The organism is Rhizobium sp. OAE497 (assembly GCF_040546565.1).
GTDB lineage: Bacteria > Pseudomonadota > Alphaproteobacteria > Rhizobiales > Rhizobiaceae > Rhizobium.
In genome coordinates this window covers 855,975-872,515 of the sequence record NZ_JBEPOA010000001.1, presented here as the reverse complement: position 1 = coordinate 872,515, position 16,541 = coordinate 855,975, and the positions used below count along the sequence as shown (strand labels likewise).

Sequence of the window (16,541 nt, the reverse complement as noted above, 5' to 3'; positions counted from 1 at the left end):
CCACAATGTTTGTCCGTTAGGATTGACATCTTCCTTTCGGACACATATCCATACGGACATCACTCATTCGGACACAATGGAGAGACCGCATGGCAACCTTCCTTTATGCTCGCGTATCGACCGCCGAGCAGACCCTTGAACATCAACAGGCTCAAGCCGAGGCCGCTGGCTTCATCTTCGACCACGTCATTGCGGACAAGGGGGTCTCCGGCGTGAGCGTGCCGATGATGGACCGGCCGGAAGGCAAGCGCCTCTTCGACATGCTTCGAGCTGGCGACACGCTGGTCGTTAGGTGGGTCGATCGCCTCGGCCGCAATTACTCGGACGTGACCGAGACCATCAAGACCTTCCTCTCACGCGGGGTTGTAGTTCGGACCATCATCAACGGCATGACGTTCGACGGCAGCACCAAAGACCCGATGCAGATGGCTGTCCGGGACGCCCTCATAGCCTTCATGGCAGCTACCGCCCAAGCTCAAGCCGAGGCGACCAAGGAAGCGCAGAAGGCGGGGATCGCCCATGCAAAGGCCAAAGACGATGCTTATCGCGGTCGTAAGCCGAGCTTCACGCGGGCGCAGGTCGACACGGTGCGTGACCTCCTCGCTTCAGAGACCTGCATTGCCGAGGTGGCGCGCATCAGCGGTCTTTCGCGACAGACGGTCTATCGTATCCAGGCAGACCCGGAAGGCGTCGAGAAGGCTCTAGCCCTTTGGGAGGGATGAACAGCCATCTTCAAAACGTAACGTTATTACATATCAGTATGCTCACGCGCGCTGGCATCTGTTCTGTTTGGCCTTGCGCGGCGGGTTTCTCTTTGCTCGGCATTTGTGCAGTCCCTTAGGCCCCGCCGCAAGCTTCTCCTACCGCCATGCGTGCAGCGCCAGCTCTGTCGGCCCCGGTTACCACATACCTTAGGCGCAGCCGCTACACCCTTGATAAGCCGATTTCACTTTCATATTCCGATACATAGGGCATCTTGTGCCACTGTAAATTTATTCTGCGAGTCCGGCCAAAGGCTTAGCCTCAAAACGCAACAGAACAACCTTGGACCCCTGTTGACGCTAGCCTTCAGGTTGTGATGTCTTTCGCGTGCAAGCCCCGCGTTGGGCCGGGCTTTGAGGGGAAATATCCACATGGACATTCGGATCGAAATTGCAGGGCGCGAGTTCGGCTTCAACTCCAAGACCGGGATTTGGTTTGAGGGCAAGCGCCGCTCATTCTTCTGGCAGTTCGGCCACAAGCCGATACTCAACGCCCAGGTCCAGCCGGTCTTTACAGCCGAGGCATGACGCATGACGAAAGGCTGCACTGGCATGGTCCGCGCACTCGAAGAGCTTCAAGGGCATTGGAGGTTCTTCCCGGTGCAGCACATGCTGCTATTCTTCGAGGTCGCTGCAAACGATCTTGAGGGGCGGCAGTTCGGCGTGGTTGAGATAGGCGAGCGGCTGGACATGCCGCAAGCCTCCGTCTCCCGCGCAATCACTGACCTTTCTGCCCGCACCATTCCTCCGGGCGGCTCCGAGCCTGTTGATCTGATCATGACCAAGCCGGATATGAAAGACCACCGCAAGCGCATTCCCGCACTGACCGCTAAGGGTTGGCAGGTCTATGAGCGGGTCCGGCAGCATCTCGTTAAGGCTTACGCCTGATCGATAGTTACCCCACGCCTTAGAACCAACGTTGAGAAGGGCTTCAGGCCGTGCCTCACTTCATTGAAAAGCATGGCTTCGCTGCCTTCGTCCTGATCGGCTTTCTCGGCGGGGTCTCTCGCGGCGGCTTCGAGGGTGTGACGTGCGCGCTTGTTCTGGTTGGGCTGACGGCGGTCTATGTGCGGGGAGAGTGATTTACCCCCCACCTTAGACACCGTTGCGAATTACCCTACGCCTTAGACATTTACCTTCCGCCTTAGGCTTCAGCGATTTACCACCTGCCTGAGAGGCGCAGCATTTACCCTGTCCCTTAGACGTTTCGCAATTACGACACGCCTTAGACCGCTGGCGATTTGCGACTTCCCTTAGACCTCGCGCATTTACACCTCGCCTTAGAATTCCAACAGGAAAGCTACAGGCCAAGCCCCTAGCTGCCTTCTCACGATCTTCCCTCCCGATCAATCGAGCCTCCGCCACGCTGCGCCCTCCGCGTTAGTGATGTCTCGCGGTTGCTGCCGTGCGCGTCCAGCTCTTGGGCGGGCTTGGGGAGATCATGTGAACGCACCGACTAAAACGGCCGGGCTTCTTCATCCCAACAGAAAGACATCACACAATGGCAATCTCTCGTGACGTTGGCGGTCTCCAGCCAATGCAAATCCGTGCTGCACAGCAGACGCCTGAAGCGGCTTATTCCGGTCCAGGCGACAACAGCGACGTGCGCGCAATCATCGCTGGTCTCTCTGGCATGTCTGACGGCGTTGCGCGTCTAGGCGCTACCATCGCCGCTAACGACCGCCGCAAGAAGGAAGACCCGGAGGCAAGGCGCCTATCCTACGCAAAGTCCGGTCTCGAAGTCGCCGCCGCAGGGAACGACCCTAACGCGGGCGTCAAGCTCTACAATTCGCCGGAAGCCGCAGCCAACCCGCTTTACAAGCAGGGCGCAGCGATAGCGACGGCAGGGGCTTATTTCGACAGTGTCAAAGACCAGCTCCTCCAGGACGCCGCCGCCGAGGGCGCGAACAATATCGACTGGAACAAGCGTGGCGCAGAGCTGATCGCTCAAGGCAAGGCCAAGGGCTACCTGCCTGACGACTACGCGGGGTCTGAATTCCTGTCCCGATACAATGGCCTCCTTGACCAGATGCGGACCCAAGGCACGCTTCAAGCTGGAGCTAACCAGCAGTTCGCAAAGGTCAACTCCCTCCAAGCCAAGACCGCCACGGACTTCGTGAAGGCCCTCGAAAGCGGTGGTCCGAAGAAGGCCCAAGGCGTGCTTGACAGCCTATACGGGTCTTCCGAGTTCAACAGCGTCCAGCCCGACCAGCGTCAGCAGATCGTTGAGGCGACCGTGCAGGGGATCGTTGCGTCCGGCAACACGGCGGCGTTTGCAGCGCTGGCGGGAGTAGACGGTCCTGACGGCATTCCGCTTCAGACCAAATACGCGGGCACATGGGAGGTCTGGAAGAAGCAGGTCGAAGATAACGCCCTGAAGCTGAAAGATGGCGAGATCGCAGATGCGACGATGGCGGGCCAAGGCGACTACGGCAAGAGCCTAGCGATCGCCAACGACCGGTCTCACGGCTATGTCGCGCAGACCACGGCACGCGTCCAGGCGGCACAGTCTCTCGCTATGGACACGCTCCGGGAGGTCAGTGCGGAGGTCAACGACAAGGGCGTGCAGAACGTCGACATCCAAGACTACCGCGCGAAGGCTCTCGACAAGCTCAAGGCCGATGGTCTCGCCACAGACCCGCGCGCAGTCGAGGCTTTCTCAAAGGCTTTCGACGGCTCCGTCCAGACATACCTCAACAGCCAGCAGGATAGCCTCAATAAGGACGCCCGGCTCCAGGCCGACACGCAGACTCTCAAGGCCCTGACCGCACGCTTCAGCACAACGCTTGACAGCTCCGGCGCCGAGGTCGCTGCCGCCGATCTCCAACACGCTATGACCGAAAATAAGGTCTTGCAGGGCCGGAGCTTGGTTGAGCAAGGCCAGATGATCAGCCAGATCGCACAGCAGTATGCAGCGGACGGCAACGTCAAGGCCCTGACGGCAATCGGGAAGGTGAAGGTCGATAACAAGGGGTCTCTCCTCGCCGATCAGATGGGCGTGGACTATGACCGGCTCCAGGCGATCGCCGCAGATAATGCCAGCCAAGCGAACAAGGCCCGGCTTGAACCGATCAAGCAGGACATCCGCGCGAAGGCAATCACCGGTCTCCTCAGCGAAGACGACATCAAGGGCGGTATTGCTTCAGGCGTTCCGAAGGACTGGCTAGCCGAGCAGGAAGCCAAGCGCGACGAGGTGATCAAGGCCAAGACCAACGAAGCGGCGCAGTTCCGTGAGAAGACCGCCAAAGCCGAGCAGTTGGAAAGGCAGTCGGGACAGGCCGCAAAGGCGCTCATGAACGGCCGTGGCGATCTCATCCTCGACAGCACGATCAACCCTGACCCGCGCGATCCGACGAAGACCAGCACGCTTAGCCGTGACGACATCGTGAAAGCTGGCATGGACGAAGTCGAGGCAGACCTGACCGCCCGTTATGACGCCGCGCATCCGAAAGCCGATCCTAACGCCCGCCGCACGGACATCCATCGGCAGGTAATGCAGGTCTATTCCCGCAACGGTCTGGTCGATGACAACTCGAAGCAGTTGGTCAAGGCGTTCCTCGGGAAGGCTCAAGCCGATGGCTTTGCGCTGGGGCCTGAGGATGAAGGTCAGTTGAAAGAGCTGCGGGACATCGCGACGATCTATTCCCCGGCACAGATGGACGAGCTGATCGGAGGTCAGAAGCGTCGCGAGTTCTTTGATGCGGTCATGGCTAAGGTGGACGAAGGCGCTTCGGGCGCGGCGGCGATCACCTATGCCCGCACCATCCGCGACATGCCTGAAGACCAGAAGATCGCAGCGGTTCCCAAGGCTGACCTCGACTACGCGATCGACCAAGCACTGTCCGATCTTGATGACGATGGCGCTGACCCGTTCATCCGTGGCGTTGTGGAACAGACAGTGCGCAACAAGATGAAGGTTGGCGGCACGATCGAGCACGCGCGGAAAGAAGCGGTACGCGACATCCAATCGCGGTACGTCCAGGTCAACGGGCGTCAGGCGAATTTCTCGCAGTTCGCCGGAGCGAAGACCCCCGATCAGGTCAAGGAAGTGCTTCAGGATGCGGCCGACCGCTACTCGGAAGCTCACGCCGCCGAGCTGCACGGGGAGGCAATCGTCTTCGACAACGGCCCGACGCCGGGCACTGTCATCCTCTACTACCGCGACACCGGTCTCCCGATCAGCGGCAAGCCCGTGCCTTGGGCCACGCTTCAAGCCGACTGGCAGAAGAACGTTGGCGCCAAGCGTGAGGCAGAACAGCGCGCCGACGAAAGCAAGGCCCTCAAGGACGCTGCCGAATTCGGAAAGCATTCCGACTGGCAGACCCGCGAGGCGATCGAGGCGGACAAGCGTTGGGAGCGCCAACAGCTCCATGTGGACGACCAGCAGTAAGCAGCATCTCAAGCCCCTGGCCGCAAGCCGGGGGTTTTCATTTCAACCCAGGACATCACATCACCATGAACGACGACATCAACCAGGACGATCTGGCAACCGCGCGCCAGTTTCTCTATGGCCGAACCGACAAGCCTCAATCGGCGATCGACGGCCTACGCGGGAACTTCGCGACCAAACTAGCCCGCATGATGCAGGACCCTTCAGCGCCTCCTGGCCTCGGGGTCTATTCCGCCTACCGCAGCCCCGAGCGTCAAGCCGAGCTGTGGGCCGGTGCGCTCAAGAAATACGGCTCTCCCGAAGCTGCCCGCAAGTGGGTTGCTCCTCCAGGCCACTCGCAGCACAACGAAGGCAATGCGGCAGACATGGGCTATAACGGTCAGTCGCTCAAGAACGCACCAAAGGAAGTCGTTGATTGGGTTCATGGCAACGCCGAACGCTATGGCCTCAAGTTCCCACTCGCGAATGAGAATTGGCACATCGAGGACAGCTCGACGCGTGGCGGAAAACCTTCGACGGTCGCCGAGCAAGCGCTTGCTGCCGGTGGCTTTCAGCAGTCACAAGGCGATTACCGCCCGGTTGATCGGCCGGTCGTTTCCGACTGGATCAAAGAGACCCCGCCGACCAGCACCTTTCAGGCTCCGGTAGCTGCGCCGCCATCTTGGTCAATGATCGGGGGCGCGGCATTGCGCTCGACAACCGCGATTGATTTGGCGACTTGGTCAGCCAATCGTGAGGCAGTGCCCGACGTGAAATGGCTGGATAACAACGACCTCTCGAAGTTCGGCCCGACGCTCGACGGTCTCAACCCGGATGAGCGCCAATTCGTTATTGGTTCGGCGATGTCACCCGCTCACGCTTCCATCTTGCGACAGCAGATCGACCAGCGGAAGACCGACGCCCAAACCTTCGCCGCTAGCCCCGGCCTCACGCTTTCCGCCTCGATCCTCGCCAATCTGGTTGACCCTGTATCCATGACCGTAGGAGCCGTCGCCGGACCCGCAGTCGTGAGCGGTTCGAACGCGCTTCGGGCAGCGACGACAGCCGGGGTTCTGACGCGCATGGCGGAAGCGGGGACGATCGGGCTTGTCGATGCCTCGGTCTCCTCCGGCATCCAGGCGCAGGTAGACCCGAACTTCAGTGCTGAAGACTACGCCTACAACGCGCTGACCGGCATGGCCTTGGGCGCTGGCATAGGCTCGCTTGCGCGCGGCGCTGATCTCGACGGGGTCTCTGCCGAAGCTTCAGCCGCTTTCGGACGCAAGGCGCGAGAATTTCTAGCCGACACAGCCGCACGGCGAGGCTACAAGTTCGCGACACCGGAAGCCCGTGACGCCTTCACCAGGGCGCAGCGATCGGCGGGCGCAGCGGAGAATGTCGCGACGGCAGCAGAACGCTTCCCCGATCGGCGCTCCGTTACGGACAAGCTGGCCGACAAGCTGACAAGCGTCACCTCTAACGAAGACCTGCTCATGAACCGGTCAGGTCCGGAGGTCCGCGATCTCTACCAGCAGCTTATGCCGCACATGACCGGCACGGGCGGGAAGGAGTTGCGCGCAACCGAAGACGCCTGGAACTTCATGCGCCGGACGACGGAGGTCGATCATGGGGAAATGGAAAAGCACTTCTCCAGGAACTTCGATGGCTGGCTCAAAGAGAACGGCATGGACAACGCAGGGTTCTGGAAACGAGACCAGCTCGAAGAGGATTTCTCTCGACAGGTCTACTACGCGATGTCGCATCCGGACGTAGGCCATCCGTCGCAAGCTGTAGCGGACATGGCCGACGCCTATCGGGGAGCCTTCGCGAAGAAGCTCAACGAAGCCAAAGCACTCGAAGTGGCTTGGGCCAAAGACGTTCCGGTCGATGACCACTATGTCCCGTTCAAGGTGGACAAGCGTGCATACTATGACGTGACCGCACGCATCGGCCGTGACGGTCTGATCGACGTGATCAAGCAAGCCTTCCTCCGCGCACAGCCGGAGCTGTACAAAGCGGAGCGCGTAAAGACCCCCCGCACGAAAGGCCGAAAGCTTGCCGAAGAGGTCCGCGATCGGAAGGTCTCCGGTTTGGCCGAGCGCTATCTGAAGATGATCGAAGACACGAACATCGACAACAACGGCGCCGAGCGCATGACCGGCTTGGGTGGCGATAGTGCCCGCGCGCTGCGCGACATCCTGACCGAGGAGAAGGTAGCACCTGACGAGATCGAGGAGGTCATTTCGGCTTTCGGTCTTTCCCAAAAGGAAGGTCCCTCGAACTTCCGCCGCCGTGCGGTCATGGAACGCGATGAGCTGTTCATCCCGGAGAAGTTCAAGCACCTGGACAACGCCCGAGACTATGCGGTCTCGCTGCGGCAGATCACGGACCAGGATATCCGATCGGTCTATAACTCCTACACGAAGTCAGTGAACGGGCATCTCGCTCTCGCTAAGGCTGGCTTCCGATCGGAGGCGGATGTCCGGGCACGTATCAAGGAAGCGACGAACTTCCGCAAGCACGTCGAGAGCGGGCCGGATGGAAAGCAGAACGTGTTTGAAGGCGGGATGAAGACCGCTGCCGAGGCGCTGAATTACTACGTCGACAAAATCCTCGGCCGACCAGCTTTCCCAGGCGTCAGCAAGAAGACCCGCCTTGCGCTCTCGCTTGTGAAGAACCTTGGCTTTATCCGCTTCATGCAGCAGTCCGGTATCTCACAGCTCGGAGACATGCCGAAGATCGCTCTTCGTTATGGCATTGCCGCCACCTGGAGGCAGCGCCGAATGAAGGACCTGCTTGACGTGTTCACGTACAGCGAGACCGAAGCGAACGCCCTCACGCGCGAAATACAGGCCGCAACGGGCATCGGCCTCAAGACCAAGACCGGCAAGATGAGCGCCCTTCATGAGGACATCAACATAGGAGGCGAGCTGTTCGATGAAGACCTCACGACCCGGATGCTGGCAAAGGCCAACAGCCTCGCCGAGAACGGGGCACGGCTGACCTCGACGGTCTCCCTGCTCAACCCGATGACGGACATGCTCCAGCTATGGGCGGCGCGTGCATCCTCACAGAAGCTTATCGACGTGGCCACAGGCCGCGCCACCATGAGCAAGAAGTGGATGAACGAGATCGGCATTACTGACCGAGACCTCGGGGACATGCGGAAGATCGCCGAGCATATGAAGCTGGACGCGGACGGAAAGATCGTCCGATGGAACAGCGACAAGCAGCGCGCCGTCAGCCGCGATCATGCCGACGCCTATGACCGGTTCCTTGCGGTCGTCCGTCGCGAGACGCACACGGCCATTCTTGAGACCTCGCCCAACGGGATCAAGCGGTCCATGTCAGGTCCGGTCGCCGGGTTGTTCATGCAGTTGAAGAGCTACATGCTCAACTCGCTGCTTGCCAACACGGCGAAGAACATCAAGCTCGGCCCGGCCTACATGTCGATGTCGCTTGTCGCTACGTCGATCTGGTCTGCCGCCATCTACTCGGCGCAGCAGTATTCGCAATCGATCGGCAAGCCGGAAGCCGAGCGCCGGAAGTTCCTTGAAGACCGTCTCTCTCTGAAGGGCGTGCTAGCGGCGGGCTTTCAGCGGTCGGCCGACAGCTCGATCCTGCCGATGATCATCGATACCGCAATTGCAAGCGGCGATGTCTTCACCGGCCAAGATCACCGGCTGTTCAGCAACACCCGAAACTCTGGTCTCGGGTCTAGCATCGTGGACAGCGTTCCGGCGCTACGCATGTATTCCGACGCAAAGAGCTTCGCCATCAACGCGGCGGCAGCAATGGCCCGCACGGACCAGCGCTTCGACCAGACCGAAGGCCGACAGCTTCGCGACTTCATCCCGTTGCTACGGACCTACGGAATGCTGAACGCCACGAACGCGCTGCTCTCGACACTGCCCCCTGATAGGGACGGCCCGGTCGTCAAATCGAACTGACCTAACGCAATTGCGGGAGGCGGGCTTATCGCTCGCCTTCTGCCTCCTCACTGCCTTCCCGTATCCTCTCCCGATCCTCCTCCCTCGACATTCCGCCACAGCGGCCCGCTGACGCGCTTAGACCGCGATCGGCTGCGCTTGCCCGCCTTTCTCCGGCGCGGCTGCTGGCGAGTCCGTGTGAGTCGCTGGAGGGGATATGCGAGCGCAGTTGCTCACAACCAAGAAAGACATCACATCATGAACAGCATTCTCCCCGACTTCCGGGACGTGCCGCACGAAGGGCACTTGGAAATCATCATTCACACTACCCGCCACAGCGCAGCGGTAGCGATCCGTCATAAGGGTGACCTGAAGCATCTGACAGCATGGCCCCGAGAGAGCGCTGACGAAGACGCCGCCGAGATCAGTGCCGCGTTCGACGCGCTGGTCGCGATCGGCCATATGCGCCGCGACGTGACGATCGACATCTACTCCGCAAACGAGACCCTGCGGGACCGTGCCGGAGACCCGCCGCTACGCGGTGAACTGGACAAGGTCGTCTCGTTCTTCCCTGCCGTGCGCTTCCATCACGCCGCGCTTGACGCGGTGCGGCTGCATTGAGGAGGCGATTTATGAGCAACCCAGGCATCAGTCAGTTGCGCCCGGTGCGCACGTCCAACGATGGCCTCACAGTCTTCGTCCCTATTGCTTCCGGCGAGACCGCCCTGGTCGATCGCGAGGTCTTCGAGCGGCTTGTTGCGCAGGGCGTGTCCCCGAACTGGTCGCGCACAGTGGACAGAGGTGGCCGTGTCTACGTCAACGTATGGGACAGACGCTTCAAGAACATCGTGCCAGTTGTGCGGCTGATCACAGACGCGAAGAAGCGTGCGGTGGTATCGTATCGGAACGGCGATCGGTTTGACCTGCGCCGTGCCAATCTGGTCTTAGGAAAGGGCAAGGCCAAGCGCGACACGTCGAGCGCTGCCAATGGTTAGCTTCCACGAATGGCTAGCGGCCAAGCGTGCGGAAGCGCTGGAAAGGGGCGGCAAGCCCCTGACCGGTTTGCCCGCCCAAGGCCGAGACCTCGACATTACCTTCCCGACTAGTCGCCGCGCTGGCGAGATCGTCAACCCATTGACCGGCGAGATCGTTACCGGTTGCTTGGTCATCACCAAGCTGGCAGCGGTCTTAGGGATAACCTCCGACAAGCTGACCGACCAGCTCGAATCTCTCGGCGTGGTGCAGCGCGTCCTGAAGACCAGCGAAGTTCCCATGATCACGGCCCCGCACCTAACGAAGCCGCGCTATCACCACTCGCCCGAAGCAACTTGTTACGGCGTAGCGGAAGGCTACATCATCCCGATCGGGGTCTGGTTCAAAGGGGTTCCGATCGAATGTCTGCTTATCACACCGGAAGGCCAGAAGCTTTGCCGGGAGCAGGGCAACAAGCCGCTCGCGAAGCCTCTATCGAAAGTGGAGCAGCGGCGCGCGCTGGTCGCCGACATGCTGGCAAAGGGTCTCAGGCAAGCCGAGATCGCCCGCGCGGCGTCTCTTCCTCGTCAGACCGTCTCTCGGATCGCGCATGAGCTTCAGAAGACCGGATAGCGTTGTCCCATTTTGCGGAGAATGTACCTAGTAAAGAGCATAAAGCTGAAGCTGATAGGACGGGCTTACAGACCATGATGGTCATAGGAGACCCGATATTAGAAGACCCCTGATATGATCATCAATCTACAGCAGAGCCTACAGGGCAGCGATAAGCATAGCCTAAGGCTATTCCTTAGATGACCAGAGAATCAGGTCTTACATGCTTCGGGTCTCACACTCGCGCTCAAGCGCGCGTCAAGACGGGGCAGATAGGTGGGGGCAAAGGTGGGGGCACTAGACAAACGAGACCAACACCTCAATCCGTCAACCATCTGAAAAAACTTGCGTTTCCGTCTTGCTCAGCGCACAACGAAGCGCTTGGCTGGGGCGCCAGGATTCGAACCTGGGAATGCCGGTACCAAAAACCGGTGCCTTACCGCTTGGCGACGCCCCACCAGAGCTTTTGCGGAAAACCGCTTTTGCCGAAGCGAGGCCTGATTAGCAAAGGTGGTGGCGCGTCACAATCACTAAGTTCGGCGGGCCAGCATATTTCTGTGCGCGCGGGCAGCAGGCGTGGTAGGTCTTCGGGCGATATACGAATGCCTGCCGGAGTTGCCATGAGCCAGTACCGTGCCCGCCCGCCTGCCCTTGCGACGCTGCTGCTTGACGATGCCGTGGTTCGCATCACCCGCTGGGATTTCGAGCCGGGGGCCGATACCGGGGTGCATGCGCATGGATACGGCTATGTCGTGGTGCCGATGACGGATTGCGCCTTTCTGATCGAGGAAGGGGCGGAAAGCCGCCGGGTGGATATCGCCAAGGGTGCCGCCTACCGGCGCGAGGCTGGTACCGAGCATAATGTCGTCAATGCCGGCGATCAGCCGATGTCCTTCATCGAGATCGAATACAAGTAGATCATGCCGAGCCCGCGATTCGACCTGAGTTTCGACCCGGCCTATGGCACGCCCATTGCCGTTGCGCCCGGCATCCAACGGCTGACGGCCAACAATCCGAGCCCTTTCACCTTTCATGGCACCAACAGCTATATCGTCGGCGCGGGCGATACCGTTGCCGTGGTCGATCCGGGGCCGGAGAACGATGCGCATTTCGAGGCGCTGATGGCTGCGCTCGGCCAACGGCGCGTCTCGCATATCCTGATCACCCATACGCATCGCGACCACTCGCCGCTTGCGGCGCGGCTGAAGGCGGCGACCGGCGCGCCGACCGCCGGCGAAGGGCCGCACCGGGCCTCGCGGCCGCTTCATGCGGGAGAGGTCAATCCCTTCTCGGAGAGTTCCGACATGGGTTTCATGCCGGATATTCCGCTCGCCGATGGCGACGTGATCGAAGGGGACGGCTTTGCACTCAGGGCGATCGCGACGCCCGGGCATGCGGCCAATCACCTGGCCTTTGCTCTCGAGGGTAGCGAGATCCTGTTCTCGGGCGATCATGTTATGGCCTGGGCGACCTCGATCGTCGCGCCGCCGGATGGGTCGATGGCCGATTACATGGCTTCGCTCGACACGCTGATTGCCCGGCGCGACCATCTGCTGCTGCCCGGCCACGGCGGCCCGGTGAAACACCCGCTGACCTTTCTAAGAGCGCTGAAGACGCACCGGCGTATGCGCGAGCGGGCGGTTCTGGAGCGGATCAAGACGGGAGACCGGAAGATCGCCGACATGGTGAAGGCGATCTACCGCGATACCGATCCGCGGCTCCATGGGGCGGCGGCGCTTTCGGTGCTGGCGCATATCGAGGATCTCGTCGAGCGCGGCAAGGTGGAGACCAACGGCCCGCCGTCGCTGACAGGCGATTACTGGGTGGTCAAATGAGCGGGCCGAGGGATGCCTACAGCTTTCGCAGTGATGCCGGCGTTCCCGCCTTTCCCGATGATCAGCCGCTGATCATCTTCGACGGCGAATGCATCTTCTGCTCCGGCTGGGTGAAGTTTGCGCTGAAGCACGACAAATCCCGGCGCTACCGGTTTCTGACGGCGCAATCGCCGCTCGGCGAGGCGCTTTACCGGCACTACGGGCTGGACAGCCGCGACTACGAGACCAACATCTTCATCGACAAGGGCATCGCGCATTTCAAATCCGACGGCTCGATCCGGATGATTGCCGGGCTCGGCTTTCCCTGGTCGCTCGTCACCGTCTTCCGCCTCCTGCCGCGGGCGCTTGCCGACCGGCTCTATGAATTCATCGCCCGCAACCGGCTGCGGATCGCCGGGCGCAGCAGCAGTTGTTTCGTGCCGACGGCCGAGGTGAGGAGCCGTTTCCTGGGATGACAAGCAGCGGGCTTCGCGTGCTCATTATCGGCGGTTACGGCACTTTTGGCAGCCGATTGGCGCGGCTGCTGAAAGACGATCCGCGCTTTCGCCTGATCATCGGGGGCCGGTCGCTTGAGAAGGCACGCTCATTTGCGGCGGAGCTCGGCGGTCAGGCTGAGGGCACGCAGTTCGATCGCGACGCAGACCTGATCCCGCAGTTGAAGGCGCTGATGCCGTCTGTCATCGTCGATGCATCCGGCCCGTTTCAGGCGATGGGGGAGGATCGTTACCGCGTGGCGGAAGCGGCGATCGCGCTCGGCATCTCCTATCTCGATCTGGCCGACAGCCGGGCTTTCGTTGCCGGGATCGGCGCTCTCGATGCGGCGGCGAGCGAAAGCGGCGTCTTCGTGCTCTCGGGGCTCAGTAGCTTTCCGGCGCTCTCCTTTGCGGCGGCGGAGGTGCTTGCAGACGAATTTAGCGAGGTAACCGGCGTCATTGCGGGCATTGCGCCCTCCCCGCGCGCCGGGATCGGGCTGAATGTCATCAAGGCGATTGCGAGCTATGCCGGGAAGCCGGTGCAGGTGACGAAAGATGGGCGGGCGCTGGATGGGGTCGGCCTTGTCGATTTCAGGCGGATGGTGATCGCGCCGCCCGGGGCCGTGCCGCTGAGGGCGCGGGATTTCCTCTTGGCCGATGCGCCGGATCTTGCGCTGCTGCCGATGCGCTTTCCGGGGCTGAAGACGGCGTTCACCGGCGCGGGAACGGAGCCGCGCTGGCTGCAATCGCTGCTGCGGCTGGCGGCGCGGATGGTGCGTTTCGGGCTGCTGCCGTCGCTTTCGCCGTTTGCCGGGCTCATCCATGCCGCGAGCCGCCGTCTTGCCTTTGGCGAGCATCGCGGCGGCATGTTCGTATCGGTCGAGGGCAAGGGGCTGGATGGCGGGGACTATCGGGCGGACTGGCATCTGATCGCCGAGGGCGATGACGGGCCTTTCATTCCGGCGACCGGCGCAGCGGCGCTGCTGCGGGCGCTTGCGGATGGCCTGCGACCGGCCTCCGGGGCGCGGCCGGCGATCGGTGAAGTGCCGCTATCGGCATTCGAGGCGGCATTCCGGCCGCTGGCGATCCGGACCGGGATACGGCGGCATCGCGCTGGCGATCGCGACCTGCCGCTTTATCGGCGGGTGCTGGGCGATGCCTGGGCTGCATTGCCGCCGGCAGTCGCGGCGATGCATTCCGTCAGCGGTGGCGAATACCACGTGTCCGGGCGGGCGCGGGTGGAGCGCCGCAAGGGTCTGCTTGCCTCGATGGTGGCCGCGGTGATCGGCTTTCCCAAGGCGGCGGAGGATATTCCGGTCAGCGTCACCTTCTCGGTCGAAGGCGGGCGGGAGACATGGGTGCGCGATTTCGGCGGGCGGCGGTTCTTGAGCCGACAGCTTGAGGGCACCGGGCGGCATGCGCATCTGCTGGCGGAAGAGTTCGGGCCGGTCCGGGTGTTCATCGCGCTCGTGCCGGAGGCCGGGCGGATGCGGCTGGTGATCCGCGGATGGCAGGTGTTCGGCCTGCCGCTGCCGCGCTTTCTGGCCCCGGATGGCGATACGTTCGAGGAAGAAGCCGATGGGCGCTTCCGCTTCCATGTGGAGATCGGCAGTCCGCTGACCGGGCTGATCGTGCGCTATACCGGCTGGCTGATGCCGGATTAACCGGCGATGCCGAGGAGCTCTGAATCCAGCGCTTCCAGGAACTGGTCGGCGAGAGCGGCGCTGAAGCCGAGATCGTGCGGGCCGTAGCGCGAGGCGACGCGGATATCGACGAAGGTGGTCTCGGCCTCTTCGCGCAGGCGGATGATGACATCGAAGCGCAGGCCGAGAATGAGGGTCTTGTCCTCGCCCTGCAGGGTGACGCCATTGGCGCCGCGGATCAGCTTGGCAACATCGTCGTCATAGGGGCGCGGGGTCGGCACCGGCACCTGATCGGGCGCTTCGGCCACGGCATCACCGGCGCCGGGTGCCGGCGGCTTGGCAGGCACGTCTTCGAGATCGCGGCCGGGATCGCTGGCATCGCTGGTCTTGGTGATGACGATGCCGTTCTGGCGGGCGACTTTCTTGACGGCTTCGAGAACGCGGTCGATGGCGCCTTCGTAGCGGCGGCCCGTCAGTTCGGGATAGGCTTCCAGCTGCTTTTCGCGGTCGGCGCCGGTTACTTCGGGGCTGCGCTTCATCCAGATCTGGTCGGCATGCGGCTGGGAGAGCCATTCCGGCGCCGAGACGAGATCGGTGGAGACATCGTAGATCTCAGGCAGGGTGAAGTAGCGCTCTGCGGCGAGGCCGCCGAAAGCCAATGGTGCCGCGGCAAAGATGATCGCCTTCAGCGCGTCGAGGCCGCCTTCGGCGCCTGTCAGCCACAGGCTTCTCAGGCCGACGAGCGCCAGCAGCACGGCAAGCGCCGCGCAGCCGGTGGCGACGAGAACGAGCAGCACCATGTATGGCGTGGCGAGACCGCCGAAGCGATGGGCGGCGAGCACGGCCACCCAGAGGACCAACGCAAACGCTCCGAAGCGCCGCGCGAAGCGGGCCGAACTGGAAACGGGGCGGTCGAAACGGATGGCCATCAAACTTACCGGTTATACGCGGGCACACGCCCGTCGCGGACACGCGAAGCACCCACACCTTGTTTATGGCAAGATTCGCCTAGTTTTTGAAACTGTTGTCTCTCGTCAGCGCCGCCAATCCACCGAAAGGCGGAGATGGTCTTTATGAGCGACATCTGATATGCCGTAAAATGGCCATTCTGGCGGGCTTTCATGCTGCCGGGAGGTTTGAAGCATGCTTCAGGCAAAAGCATGCGCGTTTCAGGAGAAGAGCCATGCTTTCACCGGAAATGACCGAAAGACAGCAATCGCCGGCGCTCGGTGCCGTCGATTCATCCGAACCCTTCCTGCCGATGGAGCTTCTTGAACTGGAGCTCTCGCTGGAAGGCTATAATGGCGGCGAAGCAGGTTTCTGCGAAGCCGTGCGCACCGCTGCCGGAAAGGCTGGCGGAGAGTTCCTTTTCGACCTGCCTGCAGCCGGGCTGATCGAGGACTGCCGCCGCATCGCGGTGCTGCGGGTTCCGACATCGAGCGACGACATGCGGGTGGTGCTGGCCGTGCTCGACCGTGACGGCGTCGAGATCCGGATGCAGGCGCCCGACGAGGATACCGTCCATCTGGTGCGCTTTGCCGATGCCTTCATCGAAGTGCTGGAACGAATCTGACTGCAGCCGCGTTGTCTCAGGCTGTTGAAGCGGTGTTGACGCGGGCTGGCAAATCGCCTCATGTCCGGACGACCGTTTCACGCACCGGAGACTGTACCATGCGTCTTTCCGCCCTCTCACTCACGCTCGCTGCCCTGGCGATCGGCCTTTCGGCCTGCCAGACGATGACGCCTGAAGAGCGGCGCGCGGCCGATGAGCGGCAGTGCCTGAGCTACGGTTTCAAGCCGGGCACCAACGGTTTCGCCACCTGTCTGCAGCGCATCGATCTCGACCGCCGGGCCGATGCCCGCGCCTTCCGCATCCAGGCGGACGAGAACTTCGACGACTTCATGGCCGGGCCGCGTTACTACCCGCGCTACTATTACCGCCGCTAG

At 61.9% G+C, this 16,541-nt stretch carries 16 protein-coding genes and 1 tRNA gene; 15 read left to right on the top strand and 2 right to left on the bottom strand.

The window, feature by feature from the left end; genetic code table 11:
- Positions 1–89 precede the first annotated feature (89 nt).
- The 9 genes from ABIE40_RS04405 to ABIE40_RS04365 all read left to right on the top strand — a co-directional run bounded on the left by ABIE40_RS04405 (position 90) and on the right by ABIE40_RS04365 (position 10,664).
- Positions 90–722 carry a recombinase family protein gene (locus ABIE40_RS04405; RefSeq protein ID WP_199626376.1) on the top strand — a complete coding sequence of 211 codons (633 nt, stop codon included), beginning with the start codon at positions 90–92 and terminating at the stop codon, positions 720–722.
- Positions 723–1,133: 411 nt separating this feature from the next.
- Positions 1,134–1,289, top strand: a complete 156-nt coding sequence (locus tag ABIE40_RS04400; protein ID WP_199626375.1) for a hypothetical protein — start codon at positions 1,134–1,136, stop codon at positions 1,287–1,289.
- 3 nt (positions 1,290–1,292) lie between these two features.
- Positions 1,293–1,649 carry a winged helix DNA-binding protein gene (locus ABIE40_RS04395; protein ID WP_199626374.1) on the top strand — a complete coding sequence of 119 codons (357 nt, stop codon included), beginning with the start codon at positions 1,293–1,295 and terminating at the stop codon, positions 1,647–1,649.
- A gap of 50 nt (positions 1,650–1,699) precedes the next feature.
- Entirely contained in the window at positions 1,700–1,843 is a 144-nt protein-coding gene (locus tag ABIE40_RS04390) for a hypothetical protein (protein ID WP_199626373.1), read from the top strand.
- Between the two features lie 419 nt (positions 1,844–2,262).
- Entirely contained in the window at positions 2,263–5,151 is a 2,889-nt protein-coding gene (locus tag ABIE40_RS04385; RefSeq protein WP_199626372.1) for a hypothetical protein, read from the top strand.
- 65 nt (positions 5,152–5,216) lie between these two features.
- Entirely contained in the window at positions 5,217–9,080 is a 3,864-nt protein-coding gene (locus tag ABIE40_RS04380) for a D-alanyl-D-alanine carboxypeptidase family protein (RefSeq protein WP_199626371.1), read from the top strand.
- A 237-nt stretch (positions 9,081–9,317) separates the two neighbouring features.
- Entirely contained in the window at positions 9,318–9,680 is a 363-nt protein-coding gene (locus ABIE40_RS04375) for a hypothetical protein (protein WP_199626370.1), read from the top strand.
- Between the two features lie 11 nt (positions 9,681–9,691).
- Positions 9,692–10,054 carry a hypothetical protein gene (locus tag ABIE40_RS04370; protein ID WP_199626369.1) on the top strand — a complete coding sequence of 121 codons (363 nt, stop codon included), beginning with the start codon at positions 9,692–9,694 and terminating at the stop codon, positions 10,052–10,054.
- Positions 10,047–10,664, top strand: a complete 618-nt coding sequence (locus ABIE40_RS04365; RefSeq protein ID WP_199626368.1) for a helix-turn-helix domain-containing protein — start codon at positions 10,047–10,049, stop codon at positions 10,662–10,664. The genes ABIE40_RS04370 and ABIE40_RS04365 overlap by 8 nt, the downstream gene beginning before the upstream one ends.
- Before the next feature lie 361 nt (positions 10,665–11,025).
- Here the strand turns inward: ABIE40_RS04365 and ABIE40_RS04360 are convergent.
- Positions 11,026–11,100 (bottom strand) — tRNA-Gln (locus tag ABIE40_RS04360).
- A 163-nt stretch (positions 11,101–11,263) separates the two neighbouring features.
- Here ABIE40_RS04360 and ABIE40_RS04355 point away from each other — a divergent pair.
- The 4 genes from ABIE40_RS04355 to ABIE40_RS04340 are packed head-to-tail and all read left to right on the top strand — an operon-like array spanning position 11,264 to position 14,615.
- Entirely contained in the window at positions 11,264–11,560 is a 297-nt protein-coding gene (locus ABIE40_RS04355) for a cupin domain-containing protein (protein ID WP_199626367.1), read from the top strand.
- Positions 11,561–11,563: 3 nt separating this feature from the next.
- Positions 11,564–12,478, top strand: coding sequence for an MBL fold metallo-hydrolase (locus ABIE40_RS04350; protein WP_199626366.1), 915 nt, complete (start codon positions 11,564–11,566; stop codon positions 12,476–12,478).
- Positions 12,475–12,933: a thiol-disulfide oxidoreductase DCC family protein gene (locus tag ABIE40_RS04345; protein WP_199626365.1), complete on the top strand. Its 459-nt coding sequence runs from the start codon at positions 12,475–12,477 to the stop codon at positions 12,931–12,933. The genes ABIE40_RS04350 and ABIE40_RS04345 overlap by 4 nt, the downstream gene beginning before the upstream one ends.
- Entirely contained in the window at positions 12,930–14,615 is a 1,686-nt protein-coding gene (locus ABIE40_RS04340) for a saccharopine dehydrogenase family protein (RefSeq protein ID WP_199626364.1), read from the top strand. The genes ABIE40_RS04345 and ABIE40_RS04340 overlap by 4 nt, the downstream gene beginning before the upstream one ends.
- On the opposite strand, the gene ABIE40_RS04335 is transcribed toward ABIE40_RS04340, so the two are convergent.
- Positions 14,612–15,523, bottom strand: a complete 912-nt coding sequence (locus tag ABIE40_RS04335) for a DUF1499 domain-containing protein (RefSeq protein WP_112712785.1) — start codon at positions 15,521–15,523, stop codon at positions 14,612–14,614. The two genes, ABIE40_RS04340 and ABIE40_RS04335, sit on opposite strands and share 4 nt — an antisense overlap.
- Positions 15,524–15,777: 254 nt before the next feature.
- On the opposite strand from ABIE40_RS04335, the gene ABIE40_RS04330 reads away from it, so the two are divergent.
- Both ABIE40_RS04330 and ABIE40_RS04325 read left to right on the top strand, forming a co-directional pair.
- Positions 15,778–16,167, top strand: coding sequence for a hypothetical protein (locus ABIE40_RS04330; protein WP_112712787.1), 390 nt, complete (start codon positions 15,778–15,780; stop codon positions 16,165–16,167).
- Between the two features lie 98 nt (positions 16,168–16,265).
- On the top strand, positions 16,266–16,541 hold the full coding sequence (locus ABIE40_RS04325) for a hypothetical protein (protein WP_112712789.1): 276 nt from the start codon (positions 16,266–16,268) through the stop codon (positions 16,539–16,541).